The following is a 22,607-nucleotide window of genomic DNA, read 5'->3' on the forward strand; positions in this document are numbered from 1 at the left end:
CAACATGTCATTTAGAAAGAGCACTTCTTTATTATTAGCTGTTTTTGTCCTATTTTCAAATTTAGGCTTGGCTTTTAATGTGCATTATTGTCATGATGAATTATCTGCAATCTCTGTTGATTATCAATTTGAAGAAGCTTGTATCAAAAAACAAAATTCTTGTTGTGAGGTTGTTAATAAACATTCGGAATGTTGTTCAAACAAGATTGTTAAGGTTGAAAAGGAATCTGATAAAGCTTTAGTTACTTCTTTTCAGTTTCATTTAGATTGTTCTATTTTAGTTGCAAATTATAGTTTAGACTTTCCTATTTGTGAAAAGACTATTGAGAATGACTTTCTTGATTTTTATTGCGATTCCAATGCACCTCCTTTTTATAAATTATATTGTCAATTAATATTCTACGCATAATTTTTTAATGTTATTCCGATTTCGAATTTTAAAAACATTAAAAAATAATTTATGTATAAAAAAATAGCGTTATTGCTATTGTTGTTTACTTCTGTGAACTATGCACAAGAAGTAATTAACGGAAAAATAGTAGATGAAAATAACGAACCTCTTTTAGGTGCCAATGTTTTTTGGCAAAATACTTCCACAGGAACTACATCAGATATTGATGGGAAATTTTCTCTAAAGAAAATGGAAGAGTCAATTAATTTGATAGTGAGTTATATTGGTTATAAAACAAAAAAGATAGAAATTACTTCAACTGAATTTATCACTATTAAGTTGGAAGCAGTAACAAGCTTAGCAGAAGTAACGGTTTCTAAAACTAAAAAAAGTACGGAACATTCTAAGTTTCAAGTTACCAATGTGCAAACTATGGGGCAAAAAGAATTGTTGAAGGCTGCTTGTTGTAATATTTCAGAAAGTTTTAGTACCAATCCTTCCATAGATGTAAGTTACTCTGATGCTGTTACTGGAAATAAACAAATCAAAATGCTAGGTTTGACAAGTCCTTATATATTAATCGCAGAAGAAAATATTCCTTCTGTAAGAGGAGCTTCTCAAGCTTATGGATTGTCTTTTGTTCCTGGAACTTGGGTAGAAAGTATTCAGATAACGAAAGGGGCAGGAAGTGTTATTAATGGGTATGAAAGTATTTCAGGACAAATTAATTATGAGATCTTAAAGCCTTTAAATGACATTCCTTTTTTCTTAAATGCTTATGCTGGAATGGGTGGAAGATTTGAATTAAATACACACTTTAATCAAAAATATTCTGATAAATTGAGTTCAACTTTGTTTTTGCATGGAAATACAAGACAGGTTAAAAATGATATGAATCATGATGGTTTTTTAGATAATCCCATTGGTAAACAAATTAATATTTTAAATCGTTGGCAATATAATGATGCAGACAATGGAATTGTTAGTTTCTTGAATGTACGTTATATGAAAGACGAAAAGCAATCGGGACAAACTTCTTTTAATCCTGATTCAGATAGATTGACTACAAATGCTTGGGGAAGTGAAATTAATACTGAGAAAATAGAAATATCTAACAAAACGGGTTATGTTTTTCCAGATATGCCATATCAAAGTATAGGTTTTCAAAATTCGTTTCAATCACATCAACAAGATTCTTATTTTGGTTTAAACCAATATGACATTCATCAAAAAAGTTACTATTCGAATTTATTATTCAACTCAATAATATCTAATACGAAGAACAAATTTACCACAGGATTAAATTTTGCTTACGATCAATATGATGAAATGGTAGCTCTAAACTTTGCAAAAGATTTCTCAAGAATAGATAATTCGGTGGGAGCATTTTTTGAGTATACTTATGATAATTTAGATAATTTTAGTTTGGTTGCAGGTGCCCGTATAGATAACCATAATAGATTGGGTACTTTTTTGACTCCAAGAATGCATTTGAGATATAATCCATGGAAAGATGCTGTTGTGAGAGCTTCTGTAGGAAGAGGGAAAAGAGCAGCTAATATTTTTGCAGAAAACCAACAATTATTTGCCTCAAGTAGAAGTTTTTCAATTCTTAATACTGACGGAAAATTATACGGGTTAAACCCTGAAATTGCATGGAATTATGGATTAAGTTTTATTCAGTCGTTTAAACTTTTTGGTGCTGAATCAGAAGTAATATTAGATTATTACAGAACAGATTTTCAGAATCAAGCTGTAGTTGATGTTGATTTCAGTCCGCAACAAGTTTTGTTTTATAATTTAGAAGGGAATAGTTTTGCAAATTCTTTTCAAGTTGAGTTTACTATTGAACCTTTTAAGCATTTTAATATCAAGTCAGCTTATAAGTTTTACGATGTGCAATCGCAATACAAAACAGGTCAGTTGCAAAGAGCTTTACAAGCAAAACACCGATTTTTTGCAAATGCTTCCTTTGAAACTCATATTAAGGAAAAAGGACAACAATGGAAATTTGACGTCACTTATAATTGGTTAGGACAACAAAGGTTACCCAATACAGCTAGTAATTTGCCTCAATATAAATTGAAAGAATATGCTCCTTCATTTGGAATAATAAATGCGCAGATAACAAGAACTTTTTCTAGTGTTTTTGAAGTTTATGTAGGTGGAGAAAATATGGGTAATTATAAGCAAGAAAATGCAATTGTAAGTGTAGATAATCCATTTGGAGGCTATTTTGATAGTAGTATGATTTATGGCCCAGTTTTTGGGCAAATGTATTATGCAGGTTTGCGATTTAAAATTAAATAATTAATTTGCCATTTTCTCGAAGTCTCGGGATTAGCCAATGGCCTAAAAATAAATATAATGAAGAAAATAATGATGATTTTGCTAGTAAGTCTTTTCTCATTAGCTAGTTTTTCTCAAGAAAAGAAAAATAAAAATAAGAGAGTAGAGTTTCCTGTTAATGGAAATTGTGAAATGTGTGAAAAGCGAATTGAAAAAGCGGCTTTTTCAGTAAAAGGAGTAAAAAGTGCAGATTGGCATATTGATCATAAAGATTTGCATTTAATCTTTGATGAAAATAAATGTTCAGTTGCAGATATTCAAAAAGCAATTGCAAGAGCTGGTCATGATGCAGGAAAAGTAAAAGCTTCAGACGAGGATTATGAAAAGCTTCATGGTTGTTGCCAGTATGAAAGACTTTAAAGAAAAGATTTTTAACTGAGATTTAATATTCGAATGTTAATAAAAAATCCGATTAGAAATTTTTCTAATCGGATTTTTTTATACTTGCAAAGTAGTACTTTGTACTTTATTACATCATTCCTGGCATACCACCACCCATATGGCTGTGACCTGCTGGTTCGTTTTCTTTAATGTCAATCAAAGCACATTCAGTAGTAAGAATCATTCCAGCAACAGAAGCAGCGTTTTCAAGAGCTACACGGGTTACTTTTTTAGGATCAATAATTCCTGCTTTAAGCATTTCAACATATTCTCCTGTTTTGGCATTAAAACCAAAATCTCCTTTTCCGTCTAATACTTTAGCTATAACAACAGAACCTTCACCACCAGCATTTTCAACAATTGTTCTTAATGGAGCTTCGATGGCTCTATTTACAATCTGAATTCCAGTTGCTTCATCTGCGTTTTCTGCTTTAAGTTTTGCTAAAACATTTTTAGCTCTAACTAAAGCCACACCACCACCAGCAACTATTCCTTCTTCAACAGCTGCACGAGTAGCATGTAAAGCATCGTCAACACGGTCTTTTTTCTCTTTCATTTCTACTTCAGAAGCGGCACCTACATAAAGTACAGCAACACCACCAGCTAATTTAGCCAAACGCTCTTGTAATTTTTCTTTATCATAGTCAGATGTAGAAGTTTCAATTTGAGCTTTGATTTGGTTTACTCTTGCTTTGATGTTTTCAGCATTTCCTGCACCATTAACAATAGTTGTATTGTCTTTGTCGATAGTAACAGTTTCTGCTGTACCTAACATTTCAATAGTAGCATTGTCTAAAGCAAAACCACTTTCTTCCGCAATTACAGTTCCTCCTGTTAAAATTGCAATATCTTCTAACATTGCTTTTCTTCTGTCTCCAAAACCTGGAGCTTTTACAGCTGCAATTTTTAATCCACCTCTTAATTTATTTACTACCAAAGTAGCTAATGCTTGCCCGTCCACATCTTCTGCAATAATAACTAAAGGTCTTCCAGATTGTGCAACAGGTTCTAATATTGGTAACAATTCTTGAAGATTAGAAATCTTTTTATCGTATAATAAAATGTAAGGATTTTCTAATTCAGCAATCATTTTGTCTGCATTGGTAACAAAATAAGGAGATAAATACCCTCTGTCAAACTGCATTCCTTCTACAACATCTACATAGGTATCTGTTCCTTTTGCTTCTTCCACAGTAATTACACCTTCTTTACCAACTTTTCCAAAAGCTGTAGCGATTAATTCACCAATAGTTTCGTCATTATTAGCTGAAATAGAGGCTACTTGTTTTATTTTTTCAGAAGAATCACCTACAGCAACAGTTTGTTTTCCTAAATCTGCTACAATAGCTTCTACAGCTTTGTCGATTCCTCTTTTTAAATCCATTGGATTTGCACCAGAAGCTACGTTTTTAAGACCTTCTTTTACGATTGCTTGAGCTAAAACAGTTGCAGTAGTTGTTCCGTCTCCTGCTAAATCATTAGTTTTTGAAGCTACCTCTTTTACCATTTGAGCCCCCATGTTTTCTAATGGATCTTGTAATTCAATTTCTTTGGCTACAGAAACACCATCTTTAGTTACTGTAGGTCCTCCAAATGATTTAGAGATAATTACATTTCTACCTTTTGGACCTAAAGTTACTTTAACTGCATTAGCTAATGCATCTACACCACGTTTTAATCCGTCACGTGCTTCTATATCAAATTTTATATCTTTTGCCATTTTGTTTTTGTTTAAATTGTTTAAAGTTTAAATGTTTAATTTTGTTTTTTTAACTCACAATTTGATTTCTAAAGAATCGCGTAAATTTCATCTTCTTTCATTATAAGGTAATCTTTACCTTCATATTTGAATTCTGTACCAGAGTACTTTCCATAAAGTACAACATCACCCGTTTTTACAGTCATGGTATGGTCTTTTTTTCCATTTCCTACAGCTACAACAATTCCTTTTTGAGGTTTTTCTTTTGCAGTATCTGGAATAATAATTCCTGATGCTGTTGTAGTCTCAGCAGCCATTGGCTCAATCACTACGCGATCTGAAATTGGTTTAATGTTTAATGACATATTATGTAAATTTTAATTAGTATTTGTTCGGTACTGTAATTTTCAGAAATTGTGCCAAAATGATTTTGTGCCAAATTTACTGTAATAAAAATGCCAGCACTGACAGGCTGGCATTTATTAATTTATGTGCTATATAATTATTTAGGAGCTTCCTCTGTTTTTGCAGGAGCTTCTGTTGCTGTATTTGTAGCGTCTTGAGTTGTAGGGATTGTAGTTTGAGTGGTAGGAACTTTTACTTCGTCATCTCCTAAAACTTTTGATCCACTTGCATCACTTCCGCTGAAAGCTAAAGTAGATAATAAGATAAGTGCAATTAAAATTCCACCTAAAGTCCAAGTACTTTTGTCTAAAAAGTCTGTTGTTTTTTGTACACCACCTAATTGTTGTGAACCACCAAAAGAAGATGATAAACCTCCTCCTTTAGGATTTTGTACCATAATGGCTAAAATTAATAAAAAGCAAACAATTGTTATTGCAATTAAAAAACCTGTGAATCCCATAATCTAATTATTATTTTGTTGTAAATTTTTTATATCTTTTATTCGGTTTGCAAAGAAACTACTTTTTTCTGGATATTTCAAAATTAAAATATCATAAGCTTGAATTGCTTTCTGATATTTTTTTTGTTCTAAGTAGATTTTAGCAAGTGTTTCTGTCATTAAATGTGTTGGCTCTTCACTGCTTTTGCTAATGTTTATAGGTGCTGGAGTAGCTTCTTTGACAGGAGATATCTTTGGATTAAGTTCTATGAAACGATCAATAATATCTATTTTTTTTAATTTTTCATCATCTCTAACTTCTTCTTTTTCTTTATTTTCCCTTTCAATAGGAGCAAATTTGGTTAGTTGAAGCCATTCTTGAAAGGAATGTTTTTCGCTTTGATTGAAATCTAAAGGCTTCCCTATCTCTAATTTTTTTTCAATAGTAATTATGTCTTCTCTTTCTTCTTTTATTTTAGTTTCTAATTCTAAAGTTTCATTATTTGTTTCTATCTGAGGTTCATTAATAACAACAGGACTCTCAACAACTGGTAAGTTGCTAATTGTTTTTTCTTGAACATTTATAGTGTTCTTTTGAAGTGTTGTGAAACTATCAGAAGTAATGAAATCAAATAGAATGCTTCTGTCATTTGTGTGTGCTGCTGTTTTTTTTAATTCGTAGTTGTATCTAAAACTTTCTTGATTATATAATCCTTTTAAGTGTAGTGCTTTAACACTTTGAAAAAAGGGAAACTGTTGTAAAATAATTTCTAATGCCATAGTTTGTTTTTCATTAATGGCATTAGGTTTATTTAGAAGATATGTTAAATCAGTTTTGTTCAATTTTAATTTTTATGTTTTACCATTTAGCTAATGATTCATTAAAGATATCTTGAGTAATCCTTTCAAAAATTTCATCAAGAGCAGTTGTTAACCTACTACCAGTCATTTGTTCGTTGGCTGGATAATCATGATAAAATGAAAAACGTTTTTCAAAATCATCATCTTCTTTTTTTCTGTTTGAAAATCGAACTAAAACAGAAATTGTTAATCTGTTTTGAGCAGCCCTTTGATCAGCGGTAGCAGACATAGGTGTAATGCGATATTCAGTAATTTCTCCTTCGTATAATAAGTCTCCTCCTTGAGAAACCAAATTTAAATTCGTTTGATTTTGTAAAATTTCCTGTAAAGTAATTGTAAACGTTCTTTCAATTCCTGGTTCTATAAGATCTGCAGTGTTTTGGAAGTAGTTTACCTGAAAGGTATCGGCATCTATTTTTCCGGTTCCTGTAAAATTATAATACTTGCAGCTACATACTGTAAATAATAAAAATAAAGATAGTATTTTTAGAATAGATTTCATTTATAAATCGTATTGTTTAATTTTTCTATATAAGGTTCTTTCGGAAATACCTAATTCATCTGCAGCAGCTTTTCGTTTTCCTTTATTTCGTTCCAAAGATTTTTTGATTAGTTCAATTTCTTTAGCCTCTAAACTTAATGTTTCTTCTTCCTCTACGGTTTCGGCAAAAAGATAGTTTTCTTCATCTTCATCTAAATCCTGATTCTCAAAAGTTTCTTGTTGTATTTGATTTTGAACAGGAATAATTTCAGGTTTTGATTCTTTATCAAAGATAACATTATCTTCGTTTTGACCATAGATGCGTTGAATTAAATTTTTATTAGTTTCTTGAACTTTTGAGGTTCCATTTTGCATTAATTCAAGCGTTAATTTTTTCAAATCATTTAGATCTGCTTTCATGTCAAAAAGCACTTTGTATAAAATTTCTCTTTCATTACTAAAATCATTCTCATTTTTTTTAGTATTTATAACAGAAGGTAAATTGCTTCCTTCTGAAGGTAAATAGTGCTGTAATGTTGGTAAACTAATTTCTCGTTTTGTTTCTAAAACAGATACTTGTTCAGCTATATTTCTTAATTGACGAATGTTTCCGCTCCAGCGATATCGAATTAAATAATTGACAGCTTCATCTGCTAATTTAATGGGAGGCATTTTGTACTTATGGGCAAAATCAGAAGAAAATTTTCTAAAGAGAATATGAATGTCATCTTTTCGCTCTCTTAATGGAGGTAGTTGGATTTCAACGGTACTTAATCTATAGTATAAATCTTCTCTAAATTTCCCTTTTTCTATAGCATCAAACATGTTTACGTTTGTGGCAGCCACTATTCTTACATTGGTTTTTTGGACTTGAGAAGAACCAACTTTTATAAATTCACCATTTTCAAGAACACGCAATAATCTTACTTGTGTGGTTAAAGGTAATTCGCCCACTTCATCTAAGAAAATAGTTCCACCATCAGCTACTTCAAAATAACCTTCCCGTGTAGAAGTAGCTCCAGTAAAAGAACCTTTTTCATGACCAAAAAGCTCACTGTCAATAGTTCCTTCTGGAATAGCACCACAATTGACCGCAATGTATTTTCCATGTTTTCTATGTGAAAGCGAATGGATTATTTTTGGGATACTTTCTTTTCCCACACCACTTTCTCCAGTAACTAAAACTGAAATGTCAGTAGGAGCAACTTGTATGGCTTTTTCTATTGAACGATTTAATTTTGGGTCATTTCCAATAATTTCAAATCGTTGTTTTATGGCTTGTACTGTTTCCATTACTTAATTTGTTTAAGAGTTTAAGAGTTTAAAAGTGTTTCTGGACAATTTTAAGCTATATTAAACAATTTTTAACTTTGCATTATTTCAGAGTATCCTACTGCTTCTCCTATTAAAGTAGCTGCTGTACAGTCTGTGATTTTTACATTTACAAAATCACCAGGTTTGTAATTTTCTTTTGCAAAAACGACTACCGTATTTTGAGAGTTTCTTCCAGACCAATGTTCGCTAGAGCGCTTTGAATCTTTTTCAACTAGTACTTCAACTGTTTGCCCTATAAAACGCTTTGTTTTTTCTAATGCATGAACTTGTTGTAAGTCAACAATCTCAGTTAATCTTCGTTTTTTTACATCGTCAGGAACATCGTCTTCCATTTTTCGAGCAGCCATAGTTCCTGGCCTTTCCGAATAAGCAAACATGAAACCAAAATCATATTTCACATATTCCATTAAGGAAAGTGTGTCTAAATGATCTTCTTCAGTTTCTGTTGGAAAGCCTGTAATCATATCTTGTGATAAAGAAATATCAGGTATAATTCTTTTAATATTGTCAATTAAAGTCATGTATTCTTCACGAGTATGTTGACGATTCATTTCTTTTAGTATTCTAGTACTTCCAGATTGAACGGGTAGATGAATATAATTACAAATATTATGATGCTTTGCCATTACTTCAATCACTTCTACGTGCATATCTTGTGGATTTGAAGTAGAAAAACGGAAACGCATTTTTGGAAATTGAGTAGCAGATAGGTTTAAAAGTTGAGCAAAATCTACTGCTGTTGCTTTTTGCATATCGGTAGCTTTTACGAAATCTTTTTTCAATCCTCCACCATACCATAAGTAACTATCTACATTTTGCCCTAAAAGAGTAACTTCTTTGAAACCTCTATTCCATAAATCTTGAATTTCATCTAAAATGCTTTGTGGTTCGCGACTTCTTTCTCTTCCTCTTGTAAAAGGGACAACACAAAAAGTACACATATTGTCACAACCTCTTGTGATAGATACAAATGCAGTAACTCCATTTGAATTTAGTCTTACTGGAGCAATATCTCCATAAGTTTCTTCTTTAGATAAAATCACATTGATAGCATCCCTACCGTCTTCAACATCTTTTAGAAGATTCGGAATGTCTTTGTAGGCATCTGGGCCAACAACCATATCCACGATTTTTTCTTCTTCTAAAAATTTATCTTTTAAACGTTCAGCCATACAACCAAGAACTCCAACTTTCATGTTTGGGTTGATTTTCTTAACAGCATTGTATTTTTCTAAACGTTTTCGTATAGTTTGTTCTGCTTTATCACGAATGGAACAAGTGTTTACCAATACCAAATCAGCTTCTTCAAGATTCTGAGTAGTATTGTAACCTTGATTTACTAATATTGAAGCTACAATTTCACTGTCAGAAAAATTCATCTGACAACCATAACTCTCTATAAAAAGTTTTTTTGCGTTTCCTTCTTTTTGTTCTAAAACAAGACTAGTTCCTTGTTTGTTTTCTTCAATTATCTTTTCCATAATAGGTATTCTGTAATTTCAATACAAATTTCAATCTGCAAAGATAATACTAAATTATAAATTATGACAAGATGTCAGAAGTACTTTAACAAATATTAATATATTACAGTTACTATATATAAGGAGTAAAATTACTTTTTAGGAGAATTAAAAACGATTATAGAGGTGGATTATGAGAATAAATTCTTTAAAAAACAGGTATAAAACTTAAAATTTAAAAAAAACTCCTACTTTTGTGCCAAATAAAAATTGAGAATGGCAAAGAATTTAGTTATCGTTGAGTCACCTGCAAAGGCAAAAACTATCGAGAAATTTCTAGGAAAAGACTATCAGGTTGAGTCCAGTTTTGGGCATATTGCTGATTTACCTTCTAAAGAAATTGGAGTAGATGTAGAAAATGGTTTTAAGCCAAAGTATGAGGTGTCGAGTGATAAAAAGGCTTTAGTGACAAAACTAAAATCTTTAGCTAAAAATGCCGATATGGTTTGGTTGGCTTCCGATGAGGATCGTGAAGGGGAAGCTATTTCTTGGCACTTGTCTGAAGAATTAAAGTTAAAACCTGAAAAAACAAAACGTATTGTTTTTCATGAAATTACAAAAACAGCCATTCAAAAAGCAATAGAGAACCCTAGAAGTATTGACTATAATCTAGTAAATGCACAACAAGCAAGAAGGGTTTTAGATCGATTAGTAGGATATGAATTGTCTCCAGTCCTTTGGAAAAAAGTAAAAGGAGGGTTGTCAGCTGGTCGTGTACAGTCGGTTTCGGTTCGTTTAATTGTTGAGAAAGAAAGAGAAATTCAAAATTTTAACTCTGAAGCATCTTATTCTATAAGTGCTGAGTTTACTAATGAAGCTGGAAAATCTTTCAAAGCGAAGTTGCCGAAAAATTTTTCTACTAAAAAAGAAGCAGAAGATTTTCTGCAAAAAAATATCGGTTCTTCTTATAAAGTAGCAGACTTAGAAACTAAGCCAACTAAAAAATCTCCTGCAGCGCCATTTACAACATCAACCTTGCAACAAGAAGCTGCTAGAAAGTTGTATTTGCCAGTTGGTATTACAATGCAAATTGCACAACGTTTGTATGAAGCCGGTTTGATCACCTATATGAGAACGGATAGTGTTAATCTTTCAAATGAAGCAATGCAAGCAGCACAAGCAGAGATTGAAAGTTATTATGGTAAAGAATTTAGTAAGCCTAGAAATTACAATACAAAATCTAAAGGAGCGCAAGAAGCCCATGAAGCTATTCGCCCTACAGATATGTCTCGTCACACAGTAGATATAGATAGAGATCAAGCGCGTTTATATGATTTAATTTGGAAAAGAACTTTGGCTTCACAAATGAGTGATGCGCAATTAGAGCGTACTAATGTTAAAATAGAAGCGAATAATCATAATGAACTTTTTACCGCTACTGGTGAAGTAATTAAGTTTGAAGGTTTTCTAAAAGTTTATTTAGAAGGTCATGATGAGGATGAGGAAGAACAAGAAGGAATGTTGCCAGCAATGAAGGTAAGTGAGAAATTATTAAATTCTTACATAACTGCTACAGAACGTTTTTCAAGACCACCAAGTCGTTACACTGAAGCATCATTGGTGAAAAAATTAGAAGAATTAGGAATAGGACGTCCTTCAACTTATGCGCCTACAATCTCAACAATTATAAATCGTAATTATGTAGAGAAAGGAACATTCGAAGGACAAGAAAGAAAATACAACCAGTTAGTTTTAGAAGCAGGTAAAGTTATTTCAAAGGATTTAACAGAAAATACGGGTTCTGATAAAGGAAAATTAGTACCAACAGATATTGGTATTATTGTAAATGATTTTTTAGTAGCCAATTTTAAAACGATTTTGGATTATAATTTTACAGCTAAAGTGGAGCAAGATTTTGATGAAATTGCTTCTGGAAATGAAGATTGGGTAAAAATGATGAATGATTTTTACAAACATTTTCATCCGAATGTAGTAGATGTAGAGAAAAATGCAGAAAGAGAAACTGGAGAGAGAATTCTTGGTAAGCATCCAGAAAGTGGAAGACAAGTTTCTGTTCGATTAGGAAAATTTGGACCAATGGTTCAAATTGGAGAGCAAGAAGATGAAGAAAAACAATTCGCAAGTTTACTACCAGAGCAAAATATTGGAACAATAACTTTAGAAGATGCTCTGACATTATTTTTGTTGCCAAAATCATTAGGGCAGTATGAAGGGGAAGAAGTAGAAGTTAATAATGGTCGTTTTGGACCGTATGTAAGATTTGGAAAAACATTTATTTCCTTGCCAAAAGGAGAAGAACCTTTAGATGTAACTATAAATAGAGCTGTTGAATTAATTAAAGAGAAGCAAGAAGCTGATGCTCCAATAGCTACATATGATAGTTTACCAGTTCAAAAAGGAGTAGGTCGTTTTGGGCCGTTTCTTAAATGGAATGGAATGTTTATTAATGTGAATAAAAAATATGATTTTGATAATTTATCACAGGCAGATGTTAAGGAGCTTATTTTAGATAAATTACAAAAGGAGAAAGATAAGCTTGTTCATAATTGGGAAGAAGAGGGAATTCGAGTTGAAAAAGCGCGTTGGGGACGTTCTGTGATATTAAAAGGAAAGGTAAAAATTGAATTAGGTAAAGATTTTGATGTTTCTAAATTAACTTTAGAAAAAGCGAAAGAAATGATCGAAGCAAAAGCACCTGCTAAGAAGACTACAAAAAAAACACCAACAAAAAAGACAACATCTAAAAAGAAGTAGGGAATGGTCTTCGATTTTTTGCAACCAGTTAGTAATACTTTTATTGATTTTAGAGAAAAACTGTCTAGTCAAACATTAGGAAAAAAAGTATTGTTTCATACAGATGAAGATTTTCCTGATTTAGATGAGGTGGTAATTGCAATAGTTTGTGTTAATGAAAATAGAGGAAAGGGAGTAGAAAACTCAGATGATGAATTTGATGCATTTCGAAAAAGTTTTTATTCTTTATTTCCTGGAAATTGGAATGTTGCAATTGCCGATTTAGGTAATATTCAATATGGGGAAACAATAGATGATACGTATTTCTTGGTTAAAACGATAAATGAAGATTTATTAAGAAAGAGTATTGTACCTATTATAATAGGAGGGAGTCAAGATTTAACTTATGCGCTTTATCGAGCATATGATAATTTAGATCAAATGGTTAATTTAGTAACTATTGATGATCAATTTGATTTTGCTAAAGAAAATGTAGAATTGAATCATTCTTTTTTGACAAGAATAATTGTCGATGAACCAAATAATCTGTTTAATTTTAGCAATATAGGATATCAGACGTATTATAATCCTCAGGAAGAAATTGATTTAATTGAAAAATTATATTTTGATGCTTATCGTTTAGGTGAAGTGTCAAATAAAATAGCAATAGCTGAACCTGTTTTTAGAGATGCAGATATTGTTAGTGTGGATATGAATTCTGTACAATCTTCATTTTCTGGAAATTATTTAAATTTTAATCCAAATGGATTTAATGGAAAAGAAATTTGTACATTAGCTAGATATTCAGGTATAAGTGATAAGGTTTCATCATTTGGAATTTTTGATTTCAATGATACTTTCAATGAATCTATATTAATCGCTCAAATGGTTTGGTATTTTATTGAAGGATTTTGTTTTCGTTCAAAAGAATATCCGTTTGGTACGAAAGAACAGTATTTAAAGTATATTGTTTTGATTGAAGAAGAAGAATTAATCTTTTTTAAGAGTAATAAAACCGATAGATGGTGGATTGAAATACCTTTTTTAGATAATAAGAATAATAAATTAAAAAGAAATACGTTATTACCATGCACACATGATGATTATTTAGCAGCATGTGAGCAAGAGATACCAAATAGGTGGTGGAAGGCATATAGGCGTAATTTATTGTAAATCAAGGATGGTTATTGAAGTTGAATGTTTCTTATTATGTTAATTTTAATATTTTTTTAAGAAAAAGTTCAAAATAATTGTTTTTTTCAAAATTATTGAATAGGTTTACGCCCTTAAAAGTGAAATTATATTAACCCAAATTTATATGAAGAAGTTAGTTGTATTTACAGCAATCTTATCATTGTTTGCCAGTTGTGGTAAAGGCGATAGAGGTGAACTAGTAGGTGTAAAAGGAAAAAAATGGCATCCAGAAAAACCTTATGGAATGACATTAGTGCCAGGCGGTGCGTTTATTCTGGGTAAGTCAGATGATGATTTGGCTAATATTCAGGATGCTCCTACTAAGACGGTAACGGTGCGATCATTTTACATGGATGAGACTGAAATTACAAATGCAGAGTACAGACAGTTTGTGGAATGGGTAAAAGATTCTACAGTAAGAACTAGATTGGCTATGTTGGCTGATGAAGTTGGGCAAACTGCAACGGACGGTGCAGGAGGTATAGGTGACTATGCTTTTGCTGATGCTAATGTTGAAGAAATGTCTCCGTATGACAAATACATGTATGAGAATTACTACAGTATTGGTACAGAAGAGGATCAGTATTCAGGAAGAAAATTAAACAGAAAAGTGAAGTTGATCAATGATCCACAGAAATATCCAGATGAATATTATGTTGAGGTTATGGATTCTATGTATCTTCCAGAGTCTGAATCTTATAATGGATTAAAAACAATTGATGTTTCTAAATTGAAATTTAGATTTAGAGAAGTGGATTGGAATAAAGCTGTTACTAAGAAAGGACGTAAAGGATTATATGAAGAAAGTCCTCCAATTGAAATTTATCCAGATACTACAGCTTGGATTAAAGACTTTGCTTATTCTTACAATGAACCGATGCATAATGATTATTTCTGGCACCAAGCTTACGCAGAATATCCTGTTGTAGGAGTTACTTGGAATCAAGCTAAAGCTTTTTGTGCATGGAGAACTTTGTATAAAAATTCTTATATAAAAAAGAAAAAAGGAAGAGATCAAGTTAACTCTTTTAGATTACCTACAGAGGCTGAGTGGGAATACGCGGCTAGAGGTGGTTTAGAATCAGGAGCTTTTCCTTGGGGTGGTCCTTATGCTAAAAATGATAGAGGATGTTTTATGGCTAACTTTAAGCCCAATAGAGGTGATTATGCAGCTGATGGTGCTTTGTATACTGTGGAAGCTAAATCATATGAGCCAAATAACTTTAACCTATATAATATGGCTGGTAATGTTTCAGAATGGACTGAATCAGCTTACGATGTTACTGCATATGAGTTTGTTTCAACAATGAACCCTAATGTTGCAGATCGTAAAAATCAAAGAAAAGTAGTTCGTGGAGGTTCATGGAAAGATGTGGCTTACTTTTTACAGGTGTCAACTCGTGATTACGAGTATGCTGATTCTGCAAGAAGTTACATTGGATTTAGAACAGTACAGGATTACATGGGTACTGCTGCAACTGCAACTAGTCCTAAATAATTATTTAACCAATTTTTAAATATAAATTAAACTTAACTTAACTAAAAAAATTATTTATTATGGCAATTTTAAGCAAAAAGGCAATGAATTTCGCTTACGGTATGGGAGCAGCAGTTGTAATTATTGGAGCACTATTTAAAATTACTCACTTTGAGATAGGCCCATTGACAGGTACACTTATGCTTTCTGTTGGTCTTGTAACAGAGGCTTTAATTTTTGCATTATCTGCTTTTGAACCTGTTGATAAAGAACTTGACTGGTCATTAGTATATCCTGAGTTAGCTGGTGGAGAATCAAGCGGTAAGAAGAAAACTGAAAATCCTGCTGAAGCTCAAGGTTTATTGTCACAAAAATTAGATTCTATGCTAAAAGAAGCTAAGATTGATGGTGCTTTAATGGAGAGTTTAGGAGCTAGTATTAAAAACTTTGAGGGTGCTGCAAAAAGCATTTCTCCAACAGTTGATTCTATAGCTTCTCAAAAGAAATATTCTGAAGAAATGTCTCAAGCGGCAGCTCAAATGGAAGCTTTAAATAGTTTATATAAAGTGCAATTAGAAAGTGCTTCAAGAAATGCGGATGCTAATAAAGAAATTGCTGATAATGCAGCTAAATTAAAAGAACAAATGCAGTCTATGACTTCTAATATCGCATCATTAAATGCTGTTTATGGAGGTATGTTATCTGCTATGAATACAAGAGGATAATTAGTTTTATCATTTAATTAACAAAAATTATTAATTTAAAAAACTAATTTAAAAATGGCAGGAGGAAAATTAACCCCTAGACAGAAGATGATTAACTTGATGTATTTGGTTTTCATCGCAATGTTGGCTTTGAATATGTCAAAAGAAGTTTTATCAGCTTTTGGATTGATGACTGAAAAGTTTGTTGAATCTAATGAAGATGCAAAAAATAGAATCGCATTAGATATGAAAGGAATGGAAAAGCAAATGGAATCTCAACCAGAGAAATTCGCTCCATTAGTGAAACAGGCTAATGAAGTACAAACTTTGTCTAATGAATTTTTTGCTTATATTGAAGGTCTGAAGAAAGAAATGTTAGCTACTGTAGAGGATCCTAAAGATTATGAGGTACAAGATAAAGCAGATGTTTTAGATGAGAAATTTTTTGTAGGAGATAAGCTTAAGCCAGATGGTCAAAAGTTTTTAGACAACATGAAAAAATATAGAGAAGGTGTTGCGAAAGCTTTAGGAACGGATAAAAAATATTCAGAAGTTGTAAAATCTGTTAATTCTTCTTTTTCAACTGAGCCAGTTAAAAATAGGGAAGGTATTAAAGAAGATTGGTTAGATTATAACTATAAAGGTTATCCTATGGTTGCTTCTATTACTAAATTAACCGCTTTACAAGCTGATATTAGAAAAGCTCAAGCGGATGTTTTAAATGCTATGGTTCAAGAGAAGTTAAAAGTGGAAGCTTCATTAACTAATTTTGATGCTATTGTTATTCCAGATAAAACTGCTTTCTTTAGTGGAGAACAATTTAAGGGGAAAATTATTTTAGGAAAAAAGGATAAAACTTTAAAAGCAAATTCTGTTGTTGTTAATGGTAAAGAATTACCAGCTACAGCTATGCAAGAAGGTCAAACAATTTTAGAATTCCCTGCAGGTAGTGTAGGAGAACAAAAAATTTCTGGTAAGATGGCTTTTACAGATTTTGATGGTAATTCTTTTGATTTGCCAATTGAGTCAACTTATACTGTTGTTCCTAAACCTAATTCAGCTACTATTTCAGCTGATAAAATGAATGTAGTTTATAGAGGTGTAATAAACCCTATGACAATATCATTTGCTGGTGTATCTGATAATAATGTTAATGCTTCTGCAGCGGGTTTATCTAAAGCATCTGGAACTGGTAAGTACAATATGAGTCCTGGTCAAGGAAGAGAAGTAACTATTAATGTTACTGGTAAATTACCAGATGGTACTTCAGTGTCAGATAGAAAAGCTTTTAGAATTAAAGATATTCCTGGTCCACAAGGTAAAATTCGTAAAGAGGTTGCTGCTAGTGGTCCAAAATCAAGTTTAGAAGTTTCAACAGTTACTGCTGAATTAGATGATTTTGATTTCGAATTAGGAATCGATGTTACTGGATTTAATATAAAAGTTCCAGGACAACCTACTGTAGTGGTTTCTGGTAATAGAATGGATAGTAGAGCTAAAGCTGCTATTGGTAGAGCAAGTAGAGGTGATGTTATTATCATTTCTGAGATTAAAACGAGGTTAAGAGGTAGTTCAATCATGATGAAGAAAACTGCTCCTTGTACTTACGAAATTAAATAAGAAGTTTTCAGAGTTTATTTATTAAACTAAAAAATAGAAAAGATGAGTTGGAGAAATTTTATGTTAGTTGTTGCTTTAGGTTTAAGTTCTACTTTTACTTTTGCTCAATCTAATCTTTTAAATGCAAAAACACCTGATCAAATTGGTCAGAAAACAGAAGCGGAATTAGTTGCTGATAATGACAAGCCATTACCATATGGTTATGTTATGGACAGAGACGTTTTAATGGGTAAGCGTATTTGGGAATATATTGATCTTGATGAAAGAGTAAATTTTCCTTTATATTTTCCAGTTGAAGGTGATTTAGGTCCAGATAGAAGACCTTTATATGATGTTTTAATTAACGGAATTAAAGACGGTAAAATTACTGAAATTTATAATAGTAGTTATTTTATTGAAAAAAAATCATTAAGCGATATTGAAGCTTCTTTAGTTTTTATAGATACAACTGATGCAGGTAGAGAGTATTTCAATGCTGGTGAATCTATTCCTGAGGAATATATTGTTAAAACAGAAATTGAAGCTTTCCACGTGAATGCTTATAAAACAGTAGGATATTGGTACTTTGATAAACGTCAAGGTGAAATGAAATATCGTTTATTAGGTATTTGTCCAGTTGTTCCAGATGTTTTTACATTGAATAGTGAAGAGCCAGAAGATGTTGAATTATTTTGGGTATATTTCCCTGCTGTAAGAGATATTTTACACGAAGCTAAATCGTTTAATAATAAAAATTCAGCAATGCCATTTTCTTTCGATCATTTGTTAAATTCAAGAAGATTTAATGCTGTGATTTATCAAGAAGAAAATGTTTATGGAGACCGTCAAATTAAAGATTACATGAAAGAAAATGCACAAATGCAACTTTTAGAAGCAGAACGTGTAAAAGAAAAGTTACGTGATTTTGAACAAGATATGTGGAATTATTAATATAAAATTTCTCCAATTTTAATTTAAACTCTTATCATTAATTTGATAAGAGTTTTTTTATTTTTGCACTATGATAGACTATTTAATTGTTGGTTCTGGAATTGCTGGAACTTGTTTTGCGGAATTCTGTTTTCAAAATAACAAAAGCTTTCTTCTTTTTGATGATAATTCACAACCTTCATCTAAGATTGCAGGTGGCTTATACAATCCTGTTGTTTTAAAACGTTTTAGTGAAGTTTGGAAAGCTAAAGAACAATTAGAATTAGCAATTCCATTTTATGCAGCATTAGAAGAAAAGTTAAATATACAGATTGACTATAAAATTCCCATTTATAGAAAATTAACTTCTATAGAAGAACAAAACGAATGGTTTTCTGCTGCAGACAAACCAAGTTTAGTAGACTTTCTTTCTACTAAATTAATATCTAATACTTTTTCTGCTGTTAACGCTTCTTATGGCTATGGAGAAGTTTTACATACTGGTTATTTAGATGTTAAAGCTTTAGTTTTGAGTTATTGCAGTTATTTAGATAAACAAAATTTATTTCTTGCTGATCGATTTGATTATGATGCAATTGAGTTTTATCCTAATTATATCGTTTATAAAGAATATCAATTTAAAAACATCATATTCGCAGAAGGTTTTGGATTACATGCTAATCCTTTTTTTAATGATTTGCCTTTAGATGGTACAAAAGGAGAATTATTACTCATAAAAGCACCTAATTTGAAAGTTGATGTCACCATCAAATCGAGTGTTTTTATTTTACCAATTGGGAATGATATTTACAAAGTAGGTGCAACTTATGATTGGTCTGATAAAACAAATGTACCAACCGATGGTGGAAAAAAGGAATTAGTAGATAAACTTAAGGAAGTTATTAACTGCGACTTTGAAATAATCAATCATTTTGCAGGTGTTAGGCCAACAGTAAAAGATCGAAGACCTTTAGTGGGTACTCATTACAAATATAAGAATCTTCATGTCTTAAATGGTCTTGGAACGCGTGGAGTAATGTTGGCTCCTTTTTTGGCAAACCAACTCTTTACTCATATTGAAGCTGGAAAATTATTAGACAAAGAAATAGATATCGTTCGTTTTTATAAGAAAAGAAATCTGTTGTAACTATTCTTTAATTTTATCTTTCCAATCTTTATCATAATGTACAAATATGTTTATCCATATATTTCTGGATACTCTCATTATAAATGGCATAAAAACAACTAATGTGCCAATGATAGCATAAAAAGAAGTTAGTAAACTACTTTCTAAGAAAATTTTTGAAATTACAAATGCTGCAACAGCAAAGGCAATTCCAACACCATAGCTAACATACATTGCCCCATAAAAAAAGGAAGGTTCAATTTTATATCGGGTGTGACAATGACTACATTTTTCATGCATTTTATAAATATTGGATAAATTATAAGGATTTTTGTCCTCATACATACTTTCTTCTTGACATTTAGGACAACTTCCTGTTAAAATGCTATTTATTTTGGATCCTTTTTTTAACATTTGCAAAATATTTACACAAAGGTACGCATTGCCTATTTTAATAGTGTAACAATTGTAACAAAATTATCATGTTAAACATACATAATTTATCGGTTTCATTTGGTGGAACTTATCTTTTTGAAGAAGTAACTTTTCGTTTAGGTTCTGGTGACTGTGTAGGTCTAGTAGGAAAAAACGGAGCAGGAAAATCAACCATGTTGAAAATATTAGCAGGTGATTTTAAACCCGATTCGGGAGTTATTGCTACTGAAAAAGAAGTTCGAATGGGGTTTCTGCGTCAGGATATTGATTTTGAAGAAGGAAGAACGGTTTTGGAAGAAGCCTATCAAGCCTTTAGCGAAATTAAAAAAGCAGAATTGCGAATCGATGAAATCAATCATCAGTTAGCAACTCGTACCGATTATGAAAGTGCATCCTATTCGGAACTAATTGAAGAATTAGGAGAAGTAACCCATCACTATGAAATATTGGGAGGTTATAATTATGTAGGAGATACTGAAAAAATCTTACTAGGTTTAGGTTTCAAACGTGAAGATTTTAATAATCTGACCAGTACTTTTTCAGGAGGATGGAGAATGCGTATCGAATTAGCTAAACTATTATTACAATCCAATGATATTTTACTTTTGGATGAACCTACCAATCACTTGGATATTGAAAGTATCATTTGGTTAGAAGGTTTTTTACGTAATTTCCCTGGAGTTGTGGTAATTGTGTCTCATGATAAGATGTTTTTGGACAATGTTACCAATAGAACCATAGAAATTTCCTTAGGAAAAGCATACGATTTCAATAAACCTTATTCAGAATACTTACTTCTTCGTGGTGAAATTCGCGAAAAGCAATTGGCTACTCAAAAAAATCAAGCTAAAAAGATTGAAGAGACAGAAAAGTTAATTGAAAAGTTCCGTGCAAAAGCTTCTAAAGCATCGATGGCTCAGTCTTTAATAAAAAAATTAGACAAAGTTGAGCGCATTGAAGTAGACGAAGACGACAATTCAGTCATGAATATTTCGTTTCCACTTTCTCAAACTCCTGGTAGAGTAGTGGTAGAAGCAGAACATGTTACCAAAGCTTACGGAGACAAAGTAATTTTGGAAGACATCTCACTTTTAGTAGAAAGAGGCAGCAAAATCGCTTTCGTAGGGCAAAACGGACAAGGGAAATCGACTTTTATTAAAGCAATTGTTAACGAGTTCGAGTACAAAGGTGACATTAAGTTAGGACACAACGTACAATTGGGTTATTTTGCCCAAAATCAAGCGGAATATTTAGACGGAGAGAAAACACTTTTAGATACCATGTTGGAATCGGCTTTAGATTCGAATCGTTCAAAAGTAAGAGATATGCTAGGTTCGTTTCTGTTTAGAGGCGATGATGTAGAAAAGAAAGTCAAAGTCCTTTCAGGAGGAGAGCGCAACCGTTTAGCGCTTTGTAAGTTGCTTTTACAGCCTATCAATGTGCTTTTAATGGATGAGCCAACCAATCACTTAGATATTAAGTCCAAGAACGTTTTAAAAGCCGCTTTGGCAAAATACGAAGGGACATTGTTATTGGTCTCTCATGATAGAGATTTCTTACAAGGCTTGGCAAACGTGACTTATGAATTCAAAGACAAAAAAATAAAAGAATATTTAGGTGATATTAATTTCTTCTTAGAGCAAAGAAAAGCGGATGACATGCGTGCTTTCGAAACGAAAGATCAAGTAAAAGCTAAAAACAACTCGAAACCGGAAACAAAAGAAGCTAAAAACCTTTCTTACGAAGAGCAAAAGAAACAAAAATCCTTACAAAACCGATTAAGTAAAGTAGAAAGCCAAATCAAACAATTAGAAATCGACATCCAAAAAGACGATAAAGAATTGGCATCCAACTACGACAAACTAATTGAAAACGCAGCCTTCTTCACAGCCTACGAAAAGAAAAAGAAAGAACTAGACCAATTATTAGAAGATTGGGAAACGGTTCAAGAAGAAATAGATGGGTTGAGTAGTTAATACTTAGTGATTAGTCCATAGTGATTAACAAAGCAGATAACCTATAACATACAACAGGTAACAGAGAACCGATAACTGAGAACCTACAACTTCCTCTTGAAGCTATTTCCAGCTGTCCATTACAAGTTTTCAAAAAACCAGTGCCGTTTTCTAAGCCTTCAAAAGAGCTTCTTCTAGTCGCTTTTTGAAGACAAGAAAACGTGCACTACTTTTTCAAAAAGCTTTCCATTGCTATCTGGGCTAGGGAATAGTCTTTATAAGACCAAACAAGTTTTGAAATAACCACTTTCTATTTCAGAACAGGCTATCCAAGCCATAAAATAGGCTGATAAAGCGTGAAAAATGCCATTCAAGTAGTAAAGTATACCGTTCAAGTATGAAAAACACAATCCAAGTAGTAAAGTAAGCTATTCAAGTATGAAAAATACAATCCAAGTATATTACTAGACCATCAAAGCGTGAAAAATACAATCCAAGTAACAAAGTAAGCCATTCAAGTAGCAAAGTAGACTATTCAAGTATGAAAAATACTCAATCGGGAGTAGTCATTAGATTGTGTAAACTCCCATCTGGTGCTCGTTTACAACGAGTACCTACTTCTTATTTAATTT

General features: G+C 31.9%; 19 protein-coding genes. 11 read left to right on the forward strand and 8 right to left on the reverse strand.

The genetic code is table 11. The features are described 5' to 3' along the window. Positions 1 to 4 precede the first annotated feature (4 nt). From FIA58_RS12585 to FIA58_RS12595, 3 genes are read left to right on the forward strand one after another with little or no spacing between them, the layout of a single operon-like run. The gene (locus FIA58_RS12585; RefSeq protein WP_140962835.1) at positions 5 to 409 is read left to right on the forward strand and encodes an HYC_CC_PP family protein; all 405 of its coding nucleotides are present in this window, start codon (positions 5 to 7) and stop codon (positions 407 to 409) included. Positions 410 to 460: 51 nt separating this feature from the next. After that, positions 461 to 2,701, forward strand: a complete 2,241-nt coding sequence (locus tag FIA58_RS12590; protein WP_140962836.1) for a TonB-dependent receptor — start codon at positions 461 to 463, stop codon at positions 2,699 to 2,701. 57 nt (positions 2,702 to 2,758) lie between these two features. Then, positions 2,759 to 3,100: a heavy-metal-associated domain-containing protein gene (locus tag FIA58_RS12595; RefSeq protein WP_208022804.1), complete on the forward strand. Its 342-nt coding sequence runs from the start codon at positions 2,759 to 2,761 to the stop codon at positions 3,098 to 3,100. 109 nt (positions 3,101 to 3,209) lie between these two features. On the opposite strand, the gene groL is transcribed toward FIA58_RS12595, so the two are convergent. From groL to miaB, 7 genes are all read right to left on the reverse strand, one after another. Then, entirely contained in the window at positions 3,210 to 4,841 is a 1,632-nt protein-coding gene (gene groL / locus FIA58_RS12600; protein ID WP_140962838.1) for a chaperonin GroEL, read from the reverse strand. A gap of 68 nt (positions 4,842 to 4,909) precedes the next feature. Next, positions 4,910 to 5,185, reverse strand: a complete 276-nt coding sequence (locus FIA58_RS12605; protein ID WP_140962839.1) for a co-chaperone GroES — start codon at positions 5,183 to 5,185, stop codon at positions 4,910 to 4,912. Positions 5,186 to 5,322: 137 nt separating this feature from the next. After that, positions 5,323 to 5,685 (reverse strand): preprotein translocase subunit SecG, encoded by a 363-nt coding sequence (secG, locus tag FIA58_RS12610; protein WP_208022805.1) that lies wholly within the window; start codon positions 5,683 to 5,685, stop codon positions 5,323 to 5,325. A 3-nt stretch (positions 5,686 to 5,688) separates the two neighbouring features. After that, positions 5,689 to 6,507: a tetratricopeptide repeat protein gene (locus FIA58_RS12615; protein WP_140962841.1), complete on the reverse strand. Its 819-nt coding sequence runs from the start codon at positions 6,505 to 6,507 to the stop codon at positions 5,689 to 5,691. A 16-nt stretch (positions 6,508 to 6,523) separates the two neighbouring features. Further along, positions 6,524 to 7,027, reverse strand: a complete 504-nt coding sequence (locus FIA58_RS12620; RefSeq protein ID WP_140962842.1) for an LptE family protein — start codon at positions 7,025 to 7,027, stop codon at positions 6,524 to 6,526. Beyond that, on the reverse strand, positions 7,028 to 8,299 hold the full coding sequence (locus FIA58_RS12625) for a sigma-54 interaction domain-containing protein (protein ID WP_140962843.1): 1,272 nt from the start codon (positions 8,297 to 8,299) through the stop codon (positions 7,028 to 7,030). A 71-nt stretch (positions 8,300 to 8,370) separates the two neighbouring features. Then, positions 8,371 to 9,822 (reverse strand): tRNA (N6-isopentenyl adenosine(37)-C2)-methylthiotransferase MiaB, encoded by a 1,452-nt coding sequence (gene miaB / locus FIA58_RS12630; RefSeq protein WP_140962844.1) that lies wholly within the window; start codon positions 9,820 to 9,822, stop codon positions 8,371 to 8,373. 255 nt (positions 9,823 to 10,077) lie between these two features. Here miaB and topA point away from each other — a divergent pair, with 255 nt between their 5' ends. The 7 genes from topA (at position 10,078) to FIA58_RS12665 (ending at position 19,606) form a co-directional block, all read left to right on the forward strand. Continuing rightward, positions 10,078 to 12,576, forward strand: coding sequence for a type I DNA topoisomerase (topA, locus tag FIA58_RS12635; protein ID WP_140962845.1), 2,499 nt, complete (start codon positions 10,078 to 10,080; stop codon positions 12,574 to 12,576). Positions 12,577 to 12,579: 3 nt separating this feature from the next. Then, on the forward strand, positions 12,580 to 13,728 hold the full coding sequence (locus FIA58_RS12640; RefSeq protein ID WP_140962846.1) for a formimidoylglutamase: 1,149 nt from the start codon (positions 12,580 to 12,582) through the stop codon (positions 13,726 to 13,728). A gap of 145 nt (positions 13,729 to 13,873) precedes the next feature. After that, positions 13,874 to 15,247 (forward strand): T9SS ring complex lipoprotein PorK/GldK, encoded by a 1,374-nt coding sequence (porK, locus tag FIA58_RS12645; RefSeq protein WP_140962847.1) that lies wholly within the window; start codon positions 13,874 to 13,876, stop codon positions 15,245 to 15,247. A 59-nt stretch (positions 15,248 to 15,306) separates the two neighbouring features. Continuing rightward, positions 15,307 to 15,951 carry a type IX secretion system motor protein PorL/GldL gene (gene porL / locus FIA58_RS12650; RefSeq protein WP_140962848.1) on the forward strand — a complete coding sequence of 215 codons (645 nt, stop codon included), beginning with the start codon at positions 15,307 to 15,309 and terminating at the stop codon, positions 15,949 to 15,951. A 54-nt stretch (positions 15,952 to 16,005) separates the two neighbouring features. Beyond that, positions 16,006 to 17,550, forward strand: a complete 1,545-nt coding sequence (gene porM / locus FIA58_RS12655) for a type IX secretion system motor protein PorM/GldM (protein ID WP_140962849.1) — start codon at positions 16,006 to 16,008, stop codon at positions 17,548 to 17,550. 42 nt (positions 17,551 to 17,592) lie between these two features. After that, complete coding sequence (porN, locus tag FIA58_RS12660; RefSeq protein ID WP_140962850.1) at positions 17,593 to 18,480, forward strand: type IX secretion system ring subunit PorN/GldN; 888 nt, start codon at positions 17,593 to 17,595, stop codon at positions 18,478 to 18,480. A 70-nt stretch (positions 18,481 to 18,550) separates the two neighbouring features. Next, positions 18,551 to 19,606: an NAD(P)/FAD-dependent oxidoreductase gene (locus FIA58_RS12665; RefSeq protein WP_140962851.1), complete on the forward strand. Its 1,056-nt coding sequence runs from the start codon at positions 18,551 to 18,553 to the stop codon at positions 19,604 to 19,606. Here FIA58_RS12665 and FIA58_RS12670 read toward each other — a convergent pair whose 3' ends face one another. Further along, positions 19,607 to 19,999 (reverse strand): DUF983 domain-containing protein, encoded by a 393-nt coding sequence (locus FIA58_RS12670; RefSeq protein WP_140962852.1) that lies wholly within the window; start codon positions 19,997 to 19,999, stop codon positions 19,607 to 19,609. A 68-nt stretch (positions 20,000 to 20,067) separates the two neighbouring features. Between FIA58_RS12670 and FIA58_RS12675 the strand changes: the two genes are divergently transcribed. Further along, complete coding sequence (locus tag FIA58_RS12675) at positions 20,068 to 21,996, forward strand: ABC-F family ATP-binding cassette domain-containing protein (RefSeq protein WP_140962853.1); 1,929 nt, start codon at positions 20,068 to 20,070, stop codon at positions 21,994 to 21,996. Positions 21,997 to 22,607 lie beyond the last annotated feature (611 nt).

Origin of the sequence: Flavobacterium jejuense, assembly GCF_006491595.2 — a bacterium.
GTDB classification, from domain to species: domain Bacteria; phylum Bacteroidota; class Bacteroidia; order Flavobacteriales; family Flavobacteriaceae; genus Flavobacterium; species Flavobacterium jejuense.